Genomic DNA, 21,800 nt, shown 5'->3' on the forward strand with positions numbered 1-21,800 from the left:
GATCGTATGCCGCATCACCTGATGCGGCATTTCCTTACGCTTTCTGACACTCATCCTCTTTCATTTCTTCTACACTCTGCTTCAATCATTCCGTAATTTGCACGCAAAGGTAACAGTTGCGCACGTTGGCGCGTATAATGCGCGGCGTTCATGTAAACGGTATGCCTTAATTAAGGAGAAAAAGATGACGGCAATTGCCCCGGTAATCACCATTGATGGGCCAAGTGGCGCAGGGAAAGGTACTCTGTGCAAAGCGATGGCGGAAGCATTGCAATGGCATCTTTTAGATTCGGGAGCAATCTATCGCGTGCTGGCGCTGGCTGCGCTGCATCATCATGTGGATGTTGCGTCTGAAGAAGCGCTGGTACCGCTGGCTGCGCATCTGGATGTGCGCTTTGTCTCGACCGATGGCAACCTTGAAGTGATCCTGGAAGGGGAAGATGTCAGCGGTGAAATCCGTACGCAAGAAGTGGCCAATGCGGCCTCTCAGGTGGCGGCTTTCCCACGCGTTCGTGAAGCGCTGTTACGTCGCCAGCGCGGTTTCCGTGAAGCGCCGGGGCTGATCGCCGACGGCCGCGACATGGGAACCGTGGTATTCCCCGATGCGCCAGTGAAAATTTTCCTTGACGCCTCTTCAGAAGAACGTGCTCAACGCCGCATGCTTCAGTTGCAGGAAAAGGGGTTTAGTGTTAACTTTGATCGCCTTTTATCCGAGATAAAAGAGCGCGATGACCGCGATCGTAACCGCGCCGTCGCACCACTTGTTCCCGCGCAAGACGCATTAGTGCTGGATTCAACCAGTTTAACTATTGAGCAAGTGATTGAAAAAGCGCTACAATATGCGCGCCAAAAACTGGCACTCGCGTAATCGCGACCGATTTAGCAGTACCCCCGCTGCAATGGATTGACGGCGGGTATGTGAAACAACCCCATCCGGCACGGAGCCAGGTGGACGTTAATATTAACCTGAAGATTAAACATGACTGAATCTTTTGCTCAACTGTTTGAAGAATCCTTAAAAGAAATCGAAACCCGTCCGGGTTCCATCGTTCGTGGCGTTGTTGTTGCTATCGACAAAGACGTTGTACTGGTTGACGCCGGTCTGAAATCTGAGTCTGCCATCCCGGCTGAGCAGTTCAAAAACGCCCAGGGCGAGCTGGAAATCCAGGTTGGTGACGAAGTTGACGTTGCTCTGGACGCAGTAGAAGACGGCTTCGGCGAAACCCTGCTGTCTCGTGAGAAAGCTAAACGTCACGAAGCATGGATCACGCTGGAAAAAGCTTACGAAGAAGCTGAAACTGTGGTCGGTGTTATCAACGGCAAAGTTAAAGGTGGCTTCACTGTTGAGCTGAATGGTATTCGTGCGTTCCTGCCAGGTTCTCTGGTAGACGTTCGTCCAGTCCGTGACACCCTGCACCTCGAAGGCAAAGAGCTTGAGTTCAAAGTAATCAAGCTGGACCAGAAGCGTAACAACGTTGTTGTTTCCCGTCGTGCCGTTATCGAATCCGAAAACAGCGCAGAACGCGATCAGCTGCTGGAAAACCTGCAGGAAGGCATGGAAGTCAAAGGTATCGTTAAGAACCTCACTGACTACGGCGCATTCGTTGACCTGGGCGGCGTTGATGGCCTGCTGCACATCACCGACATGGCGTGGAAACGCGTTAAGCACCCAAGCGAAATCGTGAACGTGGGCGACGAAATCACTGTTAAAGTGCTGAAGTTCGACCGCGAGCGTACTCGTGTATCCCTCGGCCTGAAACAGCTGGGCGAAGATCCATGGGTAGCTATCGCTAAGCGTTACCCAGAAGGTACTAAACTGACTGGTCGCGTTACCAACCTGACTGACTACGGCTGCTTCGTTGAAATCGAAGAAGGCGTTGAAGGTCTGGTGCACGTTTCCGAAATGGACTGGACCAACAAAAACATCCACCCATCCAAAGTTGTTAACGTTGGTGATGTAGTGGAAGTGATGGTTCTGGATATCGACGAAGAACGTCGTCGTATCTCCCTGGGCCTGAAGCAGTGCAAAAACAACCCATGGCAGCAGTTCGCGGAAACCCACAACAAGGGCGACCGTGTTGAAGGTAAAATCAAGTCTATCACTGACTTCGGTATCTTCATCGGCCTGGACGGCGGCATCGATGGCCTGGTTCACCTGTCTGACATCTCCTGGAACGTTGCAGGCGAAGAAGCAGTTCGTGAATACAAAAAAGGCGACGAAATCGCAGCAGTTGTTCTGCAAGTTGACGCAGAGCGTGAGCGTATCTCCCTGGGCGTTAAACAGCTCGCAGAAGATCCGTTCAACAACTGGGTTGCACTGAACAAGAAAGGCGCAATCGTAAACGGTAAAGTGACTGCTGTTGACGCTAAAGGCGCAACCGTAGAACTGGCTGACGGCGTTGAAGGTTACCTGCGCGCTTCCGAAGCTTCACGTGACCGCGTTGAAGATGCAACTCTGGTTCTGAGCGTTGGTGACGACGTTGAAGCTAAGTTCACCGGTGTTGACCGTAAGAACCGTGCAATCAGCCTGTCTGTTCGTGCTAAAGACGAAGCTGATGAGAAAGATGCAATCGCAACTGTGAACAAACAGGAAGATGCAAACTTCTCTAACAACGCAATGGCTGAAGCTTTCAAAGCAGCTAAAGGCGAGTAAGTTCAGGTTCGCACCATCATTTGAGCTGTAACGCATTTACAGCGCGAAGGATGGAGAGCAGACTTGACAGATTGCAGGATTCGTCCTGTAATCAATAACAAAGGGCGGCTACGGCCGCCCTTGTTTAATAAGCTGTTCAGCTAATGGGTTTGAAAGGAACCGGAGGAATCATGACCAAGTCAGAATTGATTGAAAGACTTGCCAGTCAGCAACCGCATATCCCTGCCAAGGCTGTGGAAGATGCCGTTAAAGAGATGCTGGAGCATATGGCTACCACTCTTGCCCAGGGCGAGCGCATTGAAATCCGCGGTTTCGGTAGTTTTTCTCTGCACTATCGTGCACCACGTACCGGGCGTAACCCGAAGACTGGCGATAAAGTGGAGCTGGAAGGAAAGTATGTTCCGCACTTTAAGCCGGGTAAAGAACTGCGCGATCGCGCCAATATTTACGGTAACTGAGTTTAATCATCAGGGTTAAACTGAGTTTAAAGAAAGCACCTTAGGGTGCTTTTTTTGTATCCCGCCCCTGCATTTCTGAATACGCGCCGCATTTAAATTTTCTCCTTGCTGTAAACGCTTAAAAAGGTTGCAGCGCCCGCTGTAAATCACGTTTTTTCTGTCTGACGATGCATCAGTCCCGCCGCATAATCGCCTGAAACATGGAGGTGAAGATGGAGATCCACGTTATCAGTATGTGCGCCATTCTGGCCATAATCCCGCTCTATTGGTTACCCGTTTTGCCAGATTTGCATCTTGTCTGGTTGCTGATTGCCGCAGGAATTGCGTTATCCGTACAGCAGAGAAAATGGCTCAGGTTTTCAGGACTCGCATTGCTTTTTATGTGCTGGGGGATCCTGGCCGCTCAGGAAAGCGTGTGGCCGATGAACTATTTAACGCAAGCACCGCAGCAGGCCGAGGTGGTCATTACCGCAACGGACGGCGCAACGATGCATCAGGGAAGGATTGTCAGCCTCAATGGAGAACGCGTGTGGGCTGCCATGGGCGTGGCGCTGTATGGCAACTATCTGCCGCAAAACGTCTGCGTGGGTCAACGCTGGGCAATGACCCTGCGGTTCAGGGCGGTACACGGAGAACTCAACGATGGCGGCTATGATTCACAGAAAAATGCCTTTGCCCGACACCAGACGCTGAGTGGACGGTTTACCCATGCGGCGCTCGTTGACGAAGGCTGTAGTCTGCGTGCGCAATACCTGACATCACTACAGAATACTCTTTCAGCATATCAGTGGGGATCCGTGATCCTGGGGCTGGGGATGGGAGAGCGGCTGTCGGTCTCGCGGGAGATAAAAATCCTGATGCGTGATACCGGAACGATGCATCTGATGGCAATCTCGGGATTACATATTGCGCTGGCCGCTTCTGTCATCTGGTTTCTGGCGCGGGGCATTCAGTTCTTCCTGCCGGGCCGCTGGATTATCTGGCAAATCCCCTTGCTGGCAGGGCTGATTTTTGCCGCGTTTTACGCATGGCTAACGGGCTTGCAGCCGCCCGCGCTGCGCACGGTTATCGCGCTTGTGGTACTGGCTGCATTAAAAATGAGTGGTCGCCAGTGGTCGCCCTGGCAGGTATGGCTTACCTGCGTGGCGGCGATCCTGATTTTCGACCCACTGGCGGTACTGTCACAAAGCCTGGCGTTGTCAGCGTTTGCGGTCGCCGCGCTTATTTTTTGGTATCAGTGGTTGCCTCTCCCGCACTGGCAACGTGGCCGGTGCCTGCGGCCGCTGGCGACGCTAGTGTATTTGCAGGTTGGAATGCTGCTGCTTCTGTTGCCGCTTCAGGTCCTGATTTTCCATGGTTTCAGCCTCTCCTCGCTGGTGGCGAACCTGTTTGCCGTTCCTCTGGTCACGTTTATCTCAGTTCCGCTGATCCTGCTCGGCATGTTTCTGCATCTGTTTCCGGTCGCTGCGCTGGAAAGTATTGTCTGGCTGGCTACTGATAAATCTCTGGCAGGGCTTTTCTGGCTATTGATGCGTTTACCGAATGGCTGGCAGGACGTTGATGAACGCTGGCAATACCTGACGTTACTGCCGTGGCTGCTGGTCATTGGCTGGCGATTCAGGGCCTTCAGCGCAGCACCCGCAGTCTGTCTGGCAGGCAGCGTGGTGCTGGCCTTTCCCCTCTGGCACAGGGTTAAAACAGACAGCTGGTCCCTGCATATGCTGGATGTAGGGCAGGGGATGGCGATGGTCATTGAGCGTCACGGGAAGGCCATTCTGTATGACACCGGGCTGGCATGGCCCGGTGGGGACAGTGCGCAGCAGCTGATTATCCCCTGGCTACGCTGGCATCATCTGAAACCGGAAGGGGCGATCCTGAGCCATGAACATCTCGACCACGCGGGGGGACTGGCATCGCTAAAAGCTGCCTGGCCCGCAATGTGGATCAGGAGCCCCTTATCCTGGTCCGGACATCTTCCGTGCTTTCGAGGACAGCGATGGCAGTGGCAGGGTTTAACGTTCTCCGTGCACTGGCCACCCGAAAACACCTCGGCGAAAGGTAACAACCGCTCCTGTGTGGTAAAAATCGATGACGGCGAACAGAGCGTGTTACTGACCGGAGACATTGAAGCGCAGGCAGAACTGGCAATGCTAAGCCATCGCTGGCGTCAGCTTGCGTCTACACTGATCCAGGTGCCGCATCATGGAAGTAACACGTCATCTTCAACACCGTTGCTACAGCGCGTAGAGGGGCAGGTTTCGTTGGCCTCGATGGCTCGCTATAACGCGTGGCGTTTCCCTTCTATTAAAGTGGTCCGGCGCTATCGAACGGAGGGATATCTCTGGCTTGATACCCCGCATTCCGGGCAGATATCTGTGACCTTTTCGCACCATAGTCGGCAAATTCGTCGCTTACGCGAACACTATTTACCGCGTTGGTATCATCAGTGGTTTGGCGCGCCCGTAGATAACGGGTAGAATATGCGGCTATTTCAACAAATGCTGGTTTTTTGAATGCATAACGACAAAGATCTCTCCACGTGGCAAACGTTCCGCCGGCTCTGGCCGATGATTGCTCCTTTCAAAACAGGCTTGATCGTGGCGGGCGTAGCGTTAATCCTCAACGCAGCCAGCGATACGTTTATGTTATCGCTTCTCAAACCGTTACTGGATGACGGTTTCGGTAAAACGGATCGTTCAGTGCTGCTATGGATGCCGCTGGTGGTTATTGGGCTGATGATCTTACGCGGAATCTCCAGCTATGTATCCAGCTACTGCATCTCCTGGGTATCCGGTAAAGTGGTGATGACCATGCGCCGTCGATTATTCAGTCATATGATGGGGATGCCGGTCTCATTCTTTGACAAACAGTCAACCGGCACCCTGCTGTCGCGTATTACCTACGATTCAGAGCAGGTGGCGTCGTCCTCTTCCAGCGCACTGATTACCGTTGTGCGTGAAGGCGCATCCATCATCGGCCTGTTCGCGATGATGTTCTATTACAGCTGGCAACTGTCGCTGATCCTTATTGTGCTGGCGCCGATTGTCTCCATCGCGATCCGCGTGGTATCAAAGCGTTTTCGCAACATCAGTAAAAATATGCAGAATACGATGGGGCAGGTGACTACCAGCGCCGAGCAGATGCTGAAAGGCCATAAGGAAGTGTTGATTTTCGGCGGTCAGGAAGTCGAAACCAAACGCTTTGACAAGGTCAGCAACAGAATGCGCCTGCAAGGAATGAAAATGGTATCGGCCTCGTCGATTTCCGATCCGATCATTCAGCTGATTGCCTCTCTGGCCCTGGCCTTCGTCCTGTATGCCGCCAGTTTCCCGAGCGTCATGGAAACCCTGACTGCGGGTACCATTACGGTGGTGTTCTCATCCATGATTGCGCTGATGCGTCCGCTGAAATCGCTGACTAACGTCAACGCCCAGTTCCAGCGCGGGATGGCAGCCTGTCAGACGCTGTTCAGCATCCTCGATTCCGAACAGGAAAAAGATGAAGGTACACGCGTGATCGAGCGCGCTAAAGGCGACCTGGAATTCCGTAACGTCACCTTTACCTATCCAGGCCGCGAAGTGCCGGCGCTGCGTGATATCAGCCTGTCCATCCCGGCGGGTAAAACCGTTGCGCTGGTCGGTCGTTCCGGTTCGGGCAAGTCGACCATTGCCAGCCTGATTACCCGTTTCTACGATATCGACCAGGGCGAGATCCTGCTTGATGGTCACGACCTGCGGGAATATACCCTCCAGTCGCTGCGTAACCAGGTCGCGCTGGTCTCGCAGAACGTGCATCTGTTCAACGATACAGTGGCGAACAACATTGCGTATGCCCGTACCGAAGAGTACAGCCGTGAAGAGATTGAGAATGCGGCGCGTATGGCCTATGCGATGGACTTCATTAACAAAATGGATAACGGTCTGGATACGATCATTGGCGAAAACGGGGTGCTGCTCTCAGGTGGTCAGCGTCAGCGTATCGCGATTGCCCGTGCGCTGCTGCGCAACAGCCCGATTCTGATCCTCGATGAAGCAACGTCCGCACTGGATACGGAATCTGAACGAGCTATCCAGTCGGCTCTGGATGAATTACAGAAAAACCGTACCTCGCTGGTTATTGCGCACCGTCTGTCGACCATCGAACAGGCTGACGAAATCGTGGTGGTGGAAGATGGCGTGATCGTTGAACGCGGCAGCCATGCGGACCTGCTGGAACAGCGTGGTGTTTACGCGCAGCTTCATAAAATGCAGTTCGGTCAATGATTGCACGCATCTGGTCGGGGGAATCCCCTCTGTGGGTGCTGCTTCTCCCGCTCTCCTGGCTGTATGGCCTGGTGAGCGGTGCTATTCGTCTGCTTTATCGCCTCGGGATCAAGCGCGCCTGGCGCGCACCGGTACCGGTGGTGGTGGTCGGCAACCTGACGGCGGGTGGAAACGGCAAAACCCCGGTGGTGATCTGGCTGGTAGAACAGCTCCAGAGGCGCGGTATCCGCCCGGGAGTTGTCTCACGCGGTTACGGTGGTAAAGCGGCGCAGTATCCACTGGTGCTGAGCCCAGCTACGACAACCGCTGAAGCCGGCGATGAGCCGGTACTGATTTACCAGCGTACAGGCGCGCCGGTTGCGGTATCGCCGGTGCGCAGTGATGCCGTAAAGGCACTGCTTGCGGAGCATGACGTACAAATCGTTATTACCGATGATGGTTTGCAGCATTACGCGCTGGCGCGTGACAAAGAGATCGTGGTCATTGACGGCGTGCGGCGTTTTGGCAACGGCTGCTGGCTGCCAGCCGGTCCAATGCGTGAGCGTGCGTCGCGCCTGAAGAGCGTCGATGCTGTGATTGTAAACGGTGGTGAAGCCAGAGCGGGCGAAATCCCGATGCATCTTCGTCCCGGACAGGCCGTGAATATGTTGACCGGCGTGCGTAAAGACGTCGCGCAACTGGAACATCTGGTTGCGATGGCCGGTATAGGTCATCCGCCGCGTTTCTTCGCAACGCTGGAGCAGTGCGGCGCAAAGCTTGATAAACGGGTGCCGCTCGCCGATCACCAGGCGTTAGTTGCCGAAGAGGTTGAAAGGCTGGCAACGCCGGGACAGACGCTGATCATGACGGAAAAAGACGCGGTAAAATGCCGGGCCTTTGCGAAAGAAAACTGGTGGTATCTGCCGGTTGACGCTGAACTCAGCGGCGAACAGCCGGAACATTTGCTCAAGGAACTGCTCGCGTTAGTGCAGTAACTTCTACGCGGTTCCGGTGGCGCTTTGACTGACAGGAAAACGCATGTCTCTACCGCAACTCTCACTTGCAGCCGCACGAAACTTGCATCTTGCCGCCCAGGGGCTTCTGAAAAAGCCCCGTCGCCGCGCGCAGCCAGCGGATATCCTCTCTACCGTGCAACGCATGTCGTTGCTGCAAATCGACACCATTAACATCGTGGCGCGTAGCCCGTATCTGGTCCTGTTTAGCCGCCTGGGAAACTATCCTCCGCAGTGGCTGGATAATGCGCTAAGTCAGGGCGAACTGATGGAATACTGGGCGCACGAAGCCTGTTTTCTCCCGCGCAGCGATTTTGCACTGGTGCGTCACCGCATGCTCGCCCCGGACAAAATGGGCTGGAAATACCGTCAGGAGTGGATGGTGGAACACGCGGATGAAATAGAGCAACTGATTGCCCATATTCAGGAAAACGGGCCGGTACGCTCCGCGGATTTTGAACACCCGCGAAAAGGCGCAAGCGGATGGTGGGAGTGGAAACCGCACAAACGCCATCTTGAAGGGCTGTTTACGTCGGGCAAAGTGATGGTGGTCGAGCGTCGCAACTTTCAGCGCGTCTATGACCTCACACACCGCGTTATGCCTCACTGGGACGATACGCGTGACCTGCTGTCTCAGGACGCTGCCGAAGCCATCATGCTCGGGAATAGCGCCCGCAGCCTTGGCATCTTCCGTCCACAGTGGCTGGCGGATTATTATCGTCTGCGTCAGCCGCAGCTAAAACCACTGCTGGAATCGTGGCAGCGCGAACAGCGCGTCATGCCGGTCTCGGTAGAGTCGTTAGGTGAAATGTGGTTGCATGCGGATTTGTTCCCTCTGCTGGCGCAGGCGCAGGAGGGCAAACTCCAGGCGACCCACAGTGCCGTGCTGTCGCCGTTCGACCCCGTTGTCTGGGACAGAAAGCGGGCCGGGCAGTTGTTTAATTTCAGCTACCGTCTGGAATGCTACACTCCGGCGCCCAGGCGGCAGTATGGTTATTTTGTTTTGCCGCTGCTGCACAAAGGCCAGCTAGTCGGGCGCATGGACGCTAAAATGCACCGTAAAACCGGCATGCTTGAAATTATCGCGCTCTGGCTTGAAGAGGGCATAAAGGTGACGGCTGGCCTGGAAAAAGGGTTAACGACTGCGCTCAGTGAATTTGCCCGCTGGCAGGGGGCGCATGAAATTGTACTCGGTCGCGTGCCTGCGGGGCTGTTTACGACCTGTCGAGGTGGCTGGGAAACAGGCACTCCCTGAAAAGGGAATGTGATAAGCTTTAGCGATTACCCATACGGAGGAACTATGGATCACCGTTTACTTGAAATTATTGCCTGCCCGGTGTGCAACGGCAAACTGTATTACAGCCAGGATAAACAAGAGCTGATTTGCAAACTGGACAGCCTGGCGTTCCCGCTGCGTGACGGTATTCCGGTCCTGCTGGAAAATGAAGCCCGTTCCCTGGTGGCAGAAGAGATCAAACCATGAGTTTTGTTGTCATTATCCCTGCGCGTTATGCTTCAACGCGCCTGCCAGGTAAACCGCTGGTGGATATCAATGGCAAACCGATGATTGTGCATGTCCTTGAACGGGCACGCGAATCGGGCGCCGGACGCGTCATCGTCGCCACCGATCACCCGGATGTTGCGCGCGCGGTTGAGGCCGCGGGTGGGGAAGTGTGCATGACCCGTGCCGATCATCAGTCAGGCACCGAGCGCCTGGCGGAAGTCGTCGAAAAATGCGGTTTCAGCGACGAGACGGTGATTGTGAACGTGCAGGGCGATGAGCCGATGATCCCGGCGGCGATTATCCGTCAGGTGGCCGACAACCTGGCTCAGCGTCAGGTCGGGATGGCGACCCTCGCGGTGCCGATTCACCACGCTGAAGAGGCGTTCAATCCGAATGCGGTGAAAGTGGTCATGGACGCAGAGGGCTACGCGCTCTATTTCTCCCGCGCCACCATTCCGTGGGATCGCGATCGTTTCGCGCAATCGAAAGAGACAATCGGCGAAACCTTCCTGCGCCACATCGGTATTTACGGCTACCGCGCCGGCTTTATTCGTCGCTACGTCGTCTGGGCACCAAGCCCGCTGGAGCATATTGAAATGCTCGAACAGCTTCGCGTGCTGTGGTACGGCGAGAAAATTCACGTTGCGGTTGCCCAGGAAATCCCAGGCACCGGCGTGGATACCCCTGAAGATCTCGAGCGCGTACGCGTCGAAATGCGTTAATTCGCTGGCATCCCCTCGTCTGGGGGGATGCTCTCCCGCCAGGCTATTTTCCTTTTCTTTTTCATTATTGATCTCTACCGGGTGACATCCGGGTTTCGCGCGCTCATTATAAAAGCAGTAGTCTTAATGAGGGTAATCTCATATGGAACAGCTGCGTGCTGAACTCAGCCATCTCCTTGGCGAAAAGCTAAGCCGGGTGGAATGCGTGAATGAAAAGGCCGACACCGCACTCTGGTCGTTGTACGACAGTCAGGGAAACCCCATGCCGCTGATGGCCAGAAGTTTTACCTCGCCGGGCGTCGCCAGACAGCTGGCCTGGAAAATGTCGATGCTGGCGCGGGAAGGGACTGTCCGCATGCCGACGGTCTACGGCGTGATGACCCATGAGGAGCATCCCGGCCCGGATGTTCTGCTTATCGAGCGTTTACGCGGGGTTTCTGTTGAAGCCCCGACGCGTACACCGGAGCGCTGGGAACAGCTGAAAGATCAGATTGTCGAGGCTCTGCTTGCCTGGCATCGGCAGGACAGCCGGGGTCTTGTTGGCGCGGTGGACAGCACGCAGGAAAACCTGTGGCCGCTGTGGTATCGCCAGCGTGTTGAAGTGCTGTGGGGCACGCTGAACCAGTTCAACAACACCGGTTTAACGATGCAGGACAAACGTATTTTATTCCGCACCCGGGAGTGTCTGCCGACGCTGTTTGAGGGCTTTAACGACAACTGCGTGCTGGTTCACGGCAATTTCACGCTGCGCAGTATGCTTAAAGACTCGCGCAGCGACCAGCTGCTGGCGATGGTCGGGCCGGGGATCATGCTCTGGGCGCCGCGCGAGTACGAACTGTTCAGGCTGAGCGAGGGCGGGGCGGCGGAAGATTTGCTCTGGCACTATCTTCAGCGCGCCCCTGTTGCGGAGGCCTTTCTCTGGCGACGCTGGCTCTATCTTCTCTGGGATGAGGTGGCGCAGCTGGTCAACACCGGGCGCTTTAATCGCGCCAGTTTCGATCTGGCCGCAAAATCACTCCTGCCCTGGCTTGCCTGACGAACCTTTGAGCCACTGCCAGAGGCGGCCAAGCGTCTCGTAGCCGACGCGATCGCTGTGCATCAGCCATACCGGGGACGGGATTATCCGTTCCCACGGATTGAGCGGGGCGTCAATAGCCATCTGGTTTGCCGGAGCAGGAAGCGGATGCAGGCCCTGCTTCTCAAAGAAAATCATTGCGCGCGGCAGGTGTGAAGCAGAGGTCACCAGCAGGAACGGTACATCACCGATGGCCTGTTTCACCGCCGCCGCCTCTTCTTCGGTATCTTTTGGGCTATCCAGCGTGATGATGGCGGAACGTGGTACGCCAAGCGATTCAGCCACTCTTGCTCCTGCTTCAGCGGTACTGACCGGGTTGGTTTTTGCCGCAGCGCCCGTGAAGATCATCTTCGATCCAGGATTGGCCAGCCACAGGCGGATCCCCTCGTTCAGGCGCGGCAGGCTGTTGTTGATCAGGTTCGAGCTGGGCGCCCAGTTCGGATCCCAGGTATACCCGCCGCCCAGCACGACGATATAGTCCACCTTCTGATTTCCCTGCCATGTCGGGTAGGTGTTTTCAATCGGACGTAATAAACCGTCAGCGACCGGTTGCAGGCTGAGTAACAGCAGCGCCAGCCAGCCCACGGTAACGAGGGATTTACCGCTTTTCTGAAAGCGGCTAAACCATATCAATGCCAGCCCCAGCGCGATGAGAAGCAACAGCAGGGGAAGGGGAAGCATCATGCCTCCGATATATTTTTTTAGGGTAAAAAGCATCCTTTTTGGTTCCTTTTTTAACCATACAGCAGGCGATTGTCGGTGATATTACACCAGAGTGGTTCATTCTCCGCGCGGGTGTGACAAAATAGCGGTTTTGCAGTGAGTGGAACCCTCCCAATGCGGGATCGCAATTTTGATGACATCGCGGAAAAGTTTTCGCGCAACATTTATGGCACCACCAAAGGTCAGCTTCGTCAGACGATCCTCTGGCAGGATCTGGACAAGCTGCTGGCTGAATTCGGTGACCGACCGTTGCGCGTGCTGGATGCCGGCGGTGGGGAAGGTCAGACTGCAATTCTGATGGCGCAGCGGGGACATCACGTCACGCTTTGCGATCTTTCTGCCGAGATGGTTGCGCGCGCAGGGCGAGCGGCAGAAGAGAAAGGTGTGAGCGACAACATGCATTTTATACATTGCGCCGCTCAGGACATTCCGCAGCATTTGGAAACGCAGGTTGATCTGATATTGTTTCATGCTGTGCTCGAATGGATCGCCGAACCACAAGCGATGTTAAAAACGCTGTGGTCGATGTTGCGCCCGGGCGGTGCGTTATCGCTGATGTTTTACAATGCCAACGGCCTGCTAATGCGAAACGTGCTGGTCGGCAATTTTGGCTATGTACAGCAGGGCATGTATAAAAAGAAACGACGCACGCTTTCACCGGATTTCCCCCGTGAACCGCAGCAGGTCTATGGCTGGCTGGAGGAGATCGGTTGGGAAATTACCGGCAAAACCGGCGTGAGGGTGTTTCATGATTATCTGCGTGATAAACAAAAACAGGATGACTGTTTAGACGCCTTAACAGAAATAGAGACGCGGTACTGCCGCCAGGAGCCTTATCTGAGCCTTGGCCGCTATATACACGTCACCGCGCGCAAGCCGCAGATGCAAGGATAATCTATGAGTGAATTTTCCCAGACAGTCCCCGAACTGGTTGCCTGGGCCAGGAAAAACGATTTCTCCATCTCGCTGCCGGTAGACAGACTCTCATTCCTGCTGGCGGTTGCGACGCTAAACGGCGAACGCCTGGATGGCGAAATGAGTGAAGGCGAACTGGTGGATGCGTTCCGCCACGTCAGTGATGCGTTTGAGCAAACCAGCGAAACCATTAGCGTGCGTGCCAACAACGCAATCAATGATATGGTGCGTCAACGTCTGCTGAACCGCTTTACCAGCGAGCAGGCGGAAGGAAACGCCATCTATCGTCTTACGCCACTGGGTATTGGCATTACCGACTATTACATCCGCCAGCGCGAATTTTCCACGCTGCGTCTCTCCATGCAGCTCTCTATTGTTGCAGGCGAGCTGAAGCGTGCCGCTGACGCGGCTGATGAAAACGGTGACGAATTCCACTGGCATCGCAACGTTTACGCGCCGCTGAAATATTCGGTTGCCGAGATTTTCGACAGTATCGATCTGACTCAACGTCTGATGGACGAACAGCAGCAGCAGGTGAAAGACGATATCGCTCAACTGCTTAATAAAGACTGGCGTGCGGCCATCTCCAGCTGTGAACTCTTGCTGTCAGAAACGTCCGGTACGCTGCGTGAGTTGCAGGATACGCTGGAGGCGGCGGGAGATAAGCTACAGGCTAATCTGCTACGCATTCAGGACGCGACGATGGCGCACGACGATCTGCATTTTATCGACCGTCTGGTGTTTGATTTGCAGAGCAAGCTTGACCGCATTATCAGCTGGGGCCAGCAGTCGATCGACCTGTGGATCGGTTACGACCGCCACGTGCATAAATTTATCCGTACCGCCATCGATATGGATAAGAATCGCGTCTTTGCTCAACGTCTGCGCCAGTCGGTACAGACCTATTTCGATGCGCCGTGGGCGCTGACCTACGCCAACGCCGATCGTCTGCTGGATATGCGCGACGAAGAGATGGCGCTGCGTGATGAAGAGGTCACCGGTGAACTGCCGCCGGATCTGGAATACGAAGAATTTAACGAAATTCGCGAGCAGCTTGCGGCGATGATCGAAGAACAGCTCGCTGTCTACAAAACCAGACAAGCACCGCTGGATCTTGGCCTCGTGGTACGCGACTATCTGGCGCAGTATCCGCGCGCGCGCCACTTCGATGTTGCCCGCATTGTTGTAGACCAGGCGGTGCGCCTGGGCATCGCACAAGCCGATTTCACCGGACTGCCGCCGAAGTGGCAGCCGATTAACGATTACGGAGCCAAGGTACAGGCGCATGTCATTGACAAATATTGAACACGTGATGCCAGTTAAGCTGGCACAGGCGCTGGCGAATCCGTTGTTTCCGGCGCTGGATAGCCAGCTGCGTGCCGGTCGTCACATTGGCCTTGACGAGCTGGATAATCACGCCTTTTTGATGGACTTTCAGGAGTACCTGGAAGAGTTTTACGCTCGCTATAACGTTGAGCTGATCCGCGCGCCGGAAGGTTTTTTCTACCTGCGTCCGCGCTCTACCACGCTTATTCCGCGCTCGGTGCTTTCCGAACTGGATATGATGGTCGGCAAAATTCTCTGCTACCTCTATCTCAGCCCGGAACGTCTGGCGAATGAAGGGATCTTCACCCAGCAGGAGCTTTACGATGAGCTGCTGTCGCTGGCGGATGAAAGCAAGCTGCTCAAGCTGGTGAATAACCGCTCAACGGGGTCCGATCTGGACCGTCAGAAATTACAGGAAAAAGTTCGCTCTTCCCTGAACCGTCTGCGCCGTCTGGGAATGGTCTGGTTCATGGGTCACGACAGCAGCAAGTTCCGTATTACCGAATCGGTCTTCCGTTTTGGCGCCGACGTGCGTGCGGGTGACGATGCGCGTGAAGCGCAGCTGCGCATGATCCGTGACGGTGAAGCGATGCCGGTGGAAAACCATTTGCAGCTCAATGACGAGCACGAAGAGAATCAGCCGGATAGCGGGGAGGAAGAGTAATGATTGAACGCGGTAAATTTCGCTCACTAACGCTGATCAACTGGAACGGCTTCTTTGCCCGAACATTCGATCTGGATGAGCTGGTGACAACGCTCTCCGGCGGTAACGGGGCGGGTAAATCCACCACCATGGCGGCCTTCGTGACGGCGCTGATCCCTGACCTGACCCTGCTGCACTTCCGTAACACCACTGAAGCGGGCGCCACGAGCGGCTCTCGTGATAAAGGTCTGCACGGTAAGCTGAAAGCGGGCGTCTGTTATTCAGTGCTGGACGTGATCAACTCCCGCCATCAGCGCGTGGTTGTAGGCGTGCGTCTGCAACAGGTTGCTGGCCGCGACCGTAAAGTAGATATCAAACCGTTTGCGATCCAGGGACTACCAACCTCCGTACAGCCGACCGCGCTGCTGACGGAAACCCTGAATGAACGTCAGGCGCGCGTCCTCACGCTCCAGGAGCTGAAAGACAAGCTGGAAGCTATCGAAGGCGTGCAGTTTAAGCAGTTTAACTCCATTACCGACTATCACTCTCTGATGTTCGATCTCGGCGTGGTAGCCCGTCGTCTGCGCAGCGCGTCAGATCGTAGTAAATACTACCGTCTGATTGAAGCCTCCCTGTACGGCGGTATCTCCAGCGCCATTACTCGCTCCCTGCGCGACTACCTGCTGCCGGAAAACAGCGGCGTGCGTAAGGCCTTCCAGGATATGGAAGCCGCGCTGCGTGAAAACCGCATGACGCTGGAAGCGATTCGCGTCACACAGTCTGACCGCGACCTGTTTAAGCACCTGATCAGCGAAGCCACCAACTACGTGGCGGCGGACTATATGCGCCACGCCAACGAGCGCCGTATTCATCTCGACCAGGCGCTGGAGTATCGCCGCGAGCTGTTTACCTCCCGCAAACAGCTGGTGGCTGAGCAGTATAAGCATGTCGAAATGGCGCGCGAACTGGGCGAGCACAACGGTGCGGAAGGGGATCTGGAAGCCGATTACCAGGCGGCCAGCGATCACCTGAACCTGGTGCAGACCGCGCTGCGTCAGCAGGAAAAAATCGAGCGCTATGAAGCCGATCTGGATGAGCTGCAAATTCGTCTTGAAGAGCAAAATGAAGTGGTGGCCGAAGCTGCCGAATTGCAGGAAGAGAACGAAGCCCGCGCGGAAGCCGCCGAGCTGGAAGTGGATGAGCTGAAAAGCCAGCTTGCTGATTACCAGCAGGCGCTGGACGTGCAGCAGACGCGTGCGATTCAGTACAACCAGGCGTTGCAGGCGTTGCAGCGTGCCAAAGAGCTGTGCCATCTGCCGGACCTGACCCCGGAAAGCGCTGACGAATGGCTGGATACCTTCCAGGCCAAAGAGCAGGAAGCCACTGAGAAACTGCTTTCTCTCGATCAGAAAATGAGCGTGGCGCAAACGGCGCATAGCCAGTTTGAGCAGGCGTACCAGCTGGTGGTGGCGATCAACGGTCCGCTGGCGCGTAACGAAGCGTGGGACGTTGCCCGTGAGCTGCTGCGCGACGGCGTCAATCAACGCCATCTGGCCGAACAGGTGCAGCCGCTGCGCATGCGCCTGAACGAGCTGGAACAGCGTCTGCGTGAACAGCAGGAAGCCGAGCGTCTGCTGGCGGAATTCTGCAAGCGTCAGGGTAAAAATTACGATTTCGACGAGCTTGAGGCCCTGCACCAGGAGCTGGAAGCGCGTATTGCGGCCCTGTCGGATACCGTATCGAACGCCAGCGAACAGCGCATGACGCTGCGTCAGGAGCTGGAACAGCTTCAGTCGCGTTCGAAGACGCTCTTACAGCGTGCGCCGATCTGGCTGGCTGCACAAAGCAGCCTGAACCAGCTCAGCGAACAGTGTGGCCAGGAGTTTGCCTCCAGCCAGGACGTCACCGAGTACATGCAACAGCTGCTGGAGCGCGAGCGTGAAGCGATTGTTGAGCGTGACGAAGTGGGTGCGCGCAAGCGTGACGTCGATGAAGAGATCGAGCGTTTAAGCCAGCCTGGCGGCTCAGAAGATCCGCGCCTGAATGCCTTAGCCGAGCGTTTCGGCGGCGTGCTGCTGTCTGAAATTTACGACGATGTCGGCCTGGACGATGCGCCGTACTTCTCCGCGCTGTACGGTCCATCCCGTAACGCGATTGTGGTGCCGGATCTGTCGCTGATTTCGGACCAGCTTGCAGGGCTGGAAGACTGCCCGGAAGATCTCTACCTCATCGAAGGGGATCCGCAGTCGTTTGATGACAGCGTATTCAGCGTCGACGAGCTGGAAAAAGCGGTGGTGGTGAAAATCGCCGATCGCCAGTGGCGCTATTCGCGCTTCCCGGAACTGCCGCTGTTTGGCCGCGCCGCGCGTGAAAACCGTATTGAAAGCCTGCACGCTGAGCGCGAAACGCTTTCTGAACGTTTTGCAACCCTGTCGTTTGATGTTCAAAAAACGCAGCGTCTGCATCAGGCGTTCAGCCGCTTTATCGGCAGCCACCTGGGCGTTGCCTTTGAGCCCGATCCGGAAGCTGAAATCCGCAAGCTCAACACCCGCCGTGGTGAGCTGGAGCGTGCGCTTGCCAGCCATGAAAATGACAACCAGCAAAGCCGCGTGCAGTTCGAGCAGGCGAAAGAGGGCGTTGCGGCCCTTAACCGCATCCTGCCGCGCCTGAACCTGCTGGCGGACGATACGCTCGCCGACCGCGTGGACGAAATTCAGGAACGTCTGGACGAAGCGCAGGAAGCGGCGCGCTTTGTGCAGCAGCACGGCAATCAGCTGGCAAAACTGGAGCCGATGGTTTCCGTTCTCCAGAGCGACCCGGAACAGTTTGAGCAGTTAAAAGAAGATTACGCCTGGTCACAGCAGGTGCAGCGCGAAGCGCGTCAGCAGGCGTTTGCCCTGACGGAAGTGGTGCAACGTCGCGCACACTTCGGCTACTCCGATTCAGCAGAAATGCTGAGCGGGAACAGTGATCTTAATGAAAAGCTGCGCGAGCGTCTTGAGCAGGCCGAAGCAGAGCGTACGCGCGCCCGTGAAGCGATGCGTACTCACGCCGCACAGCTGAGCCAGTACAGCCAGGTCATGGCCTCGCTGAAAAGCTCCTTCGACACCAAGAAAGAGCTGTTAAACGATCTGCATAAAGAGTTGCAGGACATCGGCGTGCGCGCCGACAGCGGTGCAGAAGAGCGGGCGCGTATTCGCCGCGATGAGCTGCATGCTCAGCTCAGTAACAACCGCGCGCGTCGTAATCAGCTGGAAAAAGCGCTGACCTTCTGTGAAGCAGAGATGGACAACCTGACGCGACGCCTGCGCAAGCTGGAGCGTGACTATCATGAGATGCGTGAACAGGTTGTGACCGCGAAGGCGGGGTGGTGCGCGGTGATGCGCATGGTGAAAGATAACAACGTGGAGCGTCGTCTGCATCGTCGCGAGCTGGCGTACCTGTCAGCCGATGAACTGCGCTCTATGTCGGATAAGGCGCTGGGGGCGCTGCGTCTGGCGGTGGCGGATAACGAACACCTGCGCGACGTGCTGCGTATGTCCGAAGATCCGAAGCGTCCTGAGCGCAAAATTCAGTTCTTCGTGGCGGTTTATCAGCACTTACGCGAGCGTATTCGTCAGGACATCATCCGTACCGACGATCCGGTGGAAGCGATCGAACAGATGGAGATCGAGCTGGGCCGACTGACGGAGGAGCTGACCTCCCGCGAGCAGAAGCTGGCAATCAGCTCCCGCAGCGTGGCGAATATTATTCGTAAAACCATTCAGCGCGAGCAGAACCGTATCCGTCAGCTGAACCAGGGCCTGCAAAGCGTGTCGTTTGGCCAGGTCAACAGCGTGCGGCTGAACGTGAACGTGCGTGAGGCGCACTCCACGCTGCTGGACGTGTTGTCTGAACAGCAAGAACAGCATCAGGATCTGTTCAACAGTAACCGCCTGACCTTCTCCGAAGCGCTGGCGAAGCTATATCAGCGTCTGAATCCGCAGATTGACATGGGCCAGCGTACGCCGCAAACCATCGGCGAGGAGCTGCTGGACTACCGCAACTATCTGGAAATGGAAGTTGAGGTTAACCGTGGCTCAGACGGCTGGCTGCGCGCGGAATCCGGTGCGCTCTCTACCGGTGAAGCCATCGGTACCGGTATGTCGATTCTGGTGATGGTGGTGCAGAGCTGGGAAGATGAAGCGCGTCGTCTGCGCGGCAAAGACATCTCGCCATGCCGTCTGCTGTTCCTCGATGAAGCCGCGCGTCTCGACGCCCGCTCCATCGCCACGCTGTTTGAGCTTTGCGAGCGACTCGATATGCAGCTCATCATCGCGGCGCCGGAAAACATCAGTCCGGAAAAAGGGACAACCTATAAGCTGGTGCGTAAGGTGTTTCAGAACAGTGAACACGTACACGTCGTGGGCCTGCGTGGTTTCGCCCCGCAGCCACCGGAGTCATTACCGGGCACGGCTGACGCCTCTTAACCCGGGGTGCGACAAATAGCGGCGCTCATGCGCCGCTTTTTTTATTCACTTAACTTGTGTTCAGGGCTGCGTTATCTTTAAACTTCTTTACATAAGGTAAGGCAGCAGCGAGTATGCCTTTCTATACTGAAGGAAAGCTCCAGAATAATGGGCATGTCGTGAAAAACAGGGGGCAAGGGATGTTGCTTAAGAAAAATCGTGGTCGTCAGCTGTCTGCGCTGAGTTTGTGCCTGACAGTGATGTTTGCTCCACTGTTTACCGCTCAGGCCGATGAGCCTGAAATTGTACCGACTGACAGCTCCGCGACGATGGGCGCGCAGCCGACGTCGCTGTCACAACCGCTGGATCAGTCTCCGGCGACGGCCATCATGGCCGGCATTAAACCGCTGCCGGAAGGCATCGATACTGAATCATTACGCCAGCAGCTTATGACCGGCCTGCCCTCGGGCTATACTCCCGCTTATATTAACCAGCTCACGCTGCTTTACGCTGCGCGCGATATGAAACCGATGTGGGAAAATCGCGAGGCGGTACGTGCCTTCCAGCAGCAACTGGCTGAAGTGGCGATTGCAGGTTTTCAGCCGCAGTTCACGACCTGGGTTGAGCTCCTGACCGACCCTGCCGTTACCGGACAGGCGCGTGACGTGGTGCTGTCTGATGCCATGATGGGCTACTTACAGTTTGTGGCGGGGATTTCGGTGAACGGCAACCGCTGGTTATACAGCAGTAAACCGTACAAGCTGGCGACGCCTGCGCTGTCCGTCATTAATCAGTGGCAGCTGTCGCTGGATAACGGCGAACTGCCGCGCTTTATCGCAAGCCTTGCGCCTGCCCATCCGCAATATGCCACGATGCATCAGTCGCTTCTTGAGCTGGTTGCGGATTCCCGCCCGTGGCCTCAGCTGCGTGGCACCACAACGCTGCGTCCGGGGCAGTGGAGCAGCGATGTGCCTGCGATCCGCGAAATTATGAAACGCTCCGGCATTCTCGACAGCGGCCCTAAAATTGCGCTGCCCGGTGACGAGACGCAAAATGCGGTCGTCAGCCCGTCGGCGCCGGTAAAAGAGAAAACGGCCGTTGCGTTGAGCAATAAGCCCGCCGCTTACGATCGCGAGCTGGTCGCCGCAGTGAAGCAGTTCCAGGCTGGGCAGGGGCTTGGCGCTGACGGCGTGATTGGTCCATCTACTCGCGACTGGCTGAACGTCTCTCCGGCCCAGCGGGCAGGGGTGCTGGCGTTGAATATCCAGCGCTTGCGCTTGCTGCCGGGCACGTTATCCACCGGCATTATGGTCAACATTCCGGCGTACTCCCTGGTCTACTATCAGGACGGTAGCGAAGTGCTGGCGTCCCGCGTGATTGTCGGCCGACCTGACCGTAAAACGCCAATGATGAGCAGCGCGCTGAATAACGTGGTGGTTAACCCGCCGTGGAACGTGCCGCCGACGCTGGCGCGCAAAGATATCCTGCCTAAGGTATGGAATGACCCGGGTTATCTGGAGCGACATAACTATACGGTGATGCGGGGCTGGAACAGCAAAGAAGCGATTGATCCCTGGATGGTCGACTGGTCAACGATTACGCCATCGAACCTGCCGTTCCGTTTCCAGCAGGCACCGGGCGCCCATAACTCGCTGGGACGTTACAAATTCAATATGCCAAGTTCGGACGCTATCTACCTGCATGATACCCCGAACCATAATCTGTTCCAGAAAGATGCACGCGCGCTCAGCTCGGGCTGTGTTCGGGTGAACAAGGCCTCCGAGCTGGCGAATATGCTGTTGCAGGATGCAGGCTGGAACGATGCGCGGATATCAGATGCCCTGAAGCAGGGGGATACGCGTTACGTCAATATTCGCCACAATATTCCGGTCAATCTTTACTATCTGACGGCGTTTGTAGGCGCGGACGGACGCACCCAGTATCGCACAGATATTTACAATTATGATCTGACAGCGCGATCCGGCGCACAAATTTTGCCAAAAGCGGAACAATTAATCAGGTAAATGAAGTAGTTCGGTAAAAATGATTGTCGTAAGTTATGGTGAATATGAGGCGATC

16 protein-coding genes are annotated in these 21,800 nt (G+C 55.9%); 15 read left to right on the forward strand and 1 reads right to left on the reverse strand.

The window, feature by feature from the left end:
- Positions 1–184: 184 nt before the first annotated feature.
- The 10 genes from cmk (at position 185) to SK50_RS10000 (ending at position 11,627) form a co-directional block, all read left to right on the forward strand.
- Positions 185–868 (forward strand): (d)CMP kinase, encoded by a 684-nt coding sequence (cmk, locus tag SK50_RS09955; RefSeq protein ID WP_015570968.1) that lies wholly within the window; start codon positions 185–187, stop codon positions 866–868.
- 111 nt (positions 869–979) lie between these two features.
- Positions 980–2,653, forward strand: a complete 1,674-nt coding sequence (gene rpsA / locus SK50_RS09960) for a 30S ribosomal protein S1 (protein WP_003858235.1) — start codon at positions 980–982, stop codon at positions 2,651–2,653.
- Positions 2,654–2,823: 170 nt separating this feature from the next.
- Positions 2,824–3,111 carry an integration host factor subunit beta gene (gene ihfB / locus SK50_RS09965; protein WP_003858233.1) on the forward strand — a complete coding sequence of 96 codons (288 nt, stop codon included), beginning with the start codon at positions 2,824–2,826 and terminating at the stop codon, positions 3,109–3,111.
- 212 nt (positions 3,112–3,323) lie between these two features.
- Positions 3,324–5,588, forward strand: a complete 2,265-nt coding sequence (locus tag SK50_RS09970) for a ComEC family protein (RefSeq protein WP_017693698.1) — start codon at positions 3,324–3,326, stop codon at positions 5,586–5,588.
- A gap of 36 nt (positions 5,589–5,624) precedes the next feature.
- The gene (msbA, locus tag SK50_RS09975) at positions 5,625–7,373 is read left to right on the forward strand and encodes a lipid A ABC transporter ATP-binding protein/permease MsbA (protein ID WP_017693697.1); all 1,749 of its coding nucleotides are present in this window, start codon (positions 5,625–5,627) and stop codon (positions 7,371–7,373) included.
- Positions 7,370–8,347, forward strand: coding sequence for a tetraacyldisaccharide 4'-kinase (gene lpxK, locus SK50_RS09980; protein WP_048229348.1), 978 nt, complete (start codon positions 7,370–7,372; stop codon positions 8,345–8,347). Before msbA ends, lpxK begins: the two co-directional genes overlap by 4 nt.
- 43 nt (positions 8,348–8,390) lie before the next feature.
- Positions 8,391–9,620, forward strand: a complete 1,230-nt coding sequence (locus SK50_RS09985; protein ID WP_032671220.1) for a winged helix-turn-helix domain-containing protein — start codon at positions 8,391–8,393, stop codon at positions 9,618–9,620.
- Between the two features lie 45 nt (positions 9,621–9,665).
- Positions 9,666–9,848, forward strand: a complete 183-nt coding sequence (gene ycaR, locus SK50_RS09990; RefSeq protein ID WP_003858220.1) for a protein YcaR — start codon at positions 9,666–9,668, stop codon at positions 9,846–9,848.
- Complete coding sequence (kdsB, locus tag SK50_RS09995; RefSeq protein ID WP_017693695.1) at positions 9,845–10,591, forward strand: 3-deoxy-manno-octulosonate cytidylyltransferase; 747 nt, start codon at positions 9,845–9,847, stop codon at positions 10,589–10,591. Before ycaR ends, kdsB begins: the two co-directional genes overlap by 4 nt.
- Before the next feature lie 142 nt (positions 10,592–10,733).
- A complete protein-coding gene (locus SK50_RS10000; protein ID WP_003858216.1) occupies positions 10,734–11,627 on the forward strand; it encodes a YcbJ family phosphotransferase in 894 nt (297 codons plus the stop codon).
- Here the strand turns inward: SK50_RS10000 and elyC are convergent.
- Entirely contained in the window at positions 11,604–12,383 is a 780-nt protein-coding gene (elyC, locus tag SK50_RS10005; RefSeq protein ID WP_017693694.1) for an envelope biogenesis factor ElyC, read from the reverse strand. The genes SK50_RS10000 and elyC overlap by 24 nt on opposite strands.
- A gap of 120 nt (positions 12,384–12,503) precedes the next feature.
- Here elyC and cmoM point away from each other — a divergent pair, with 120 nt between their 5' ends.
- The 5 genes from cmoM to ldtD all read left to right on the forward strand — a co-directional run bounded on the left by cmoM (position 12,504) and on the right by ldtD (position 21,745).
- Entirely contained in the window at positions 12,504–13,283 is a 780-nt protein-coding gene (gene cmoM / locus SK50_RS10010) for a tRNA uridine 5-oxyacetic acid(34) methyltransferase CmoM (RefSeq protein WP_003858212.1), read from the forward strand.
- A gap of 3 nt (positions 13,284–13,286) precedes the next feature.
- Complete coding sequence (mukF, locus tag SK50_RS10015) at positions 13,287–14,609, forward strand: chromosome partition protein MukF (RefSeq protein WP_015570962.1); 1,323 nt, start codon at positions 13,287–13,289, stop codon at positions 14,607–14,609.
- Positions 14,590–15,294 (forward strand): chromosome partition protein MukE, encoded by a 705-nt coding sequence (gene mukE, locus SK50_RS10020; RefSeq protein WP_017384823.1) that lies wholly within the window; start codon positions 14,590–14,592, stop codon positions 15,292–15,294. The genes mukF and mukE overlap by 20 nt, the downstream gene beginning before the upstream one ends.
- On the forward strand, positions 15,294–19,742 hold the full coding sequence (gene mukB / locus SK50_RS10025; RefSeq protein ID WP_048229350.1) for a chromosome partition protein MukB: 4,449 nt from the start codon (positions 15,294–15,296) through the stop codon (positions 19,740–19,742). Before mukE ends, mukB begins: the two co-directional genes overlap by 1 nt.
- A 179-nt stretch (positions 19,743–19,921) precedes the next feature.
- Positions 19,922–21,745 (forward strand): L,D-transpeptidase, encoded by a 1,824-nt coding sequence (ldtD, locus tag SK50_RS10030; RefSeq protein WP_017693692.1) that lies wholly within the window; start codon positions 19,922–19,924, stop codon positions 21,743–21,745.
- Positions 21,746–21,800: the final 55 nt, after the last annotated feature.

The organism is Enterobacter sp. BWH64, from assembly GCF_001037645.1.
Taxonomy (GTDB): domain Bacteria; phylum Pseudomonadota; class Gammaproteobacteria; order Enterobacterales; family Enterobacteriaceae; genus Enterobacter; species Enterobacter hormaechei_C.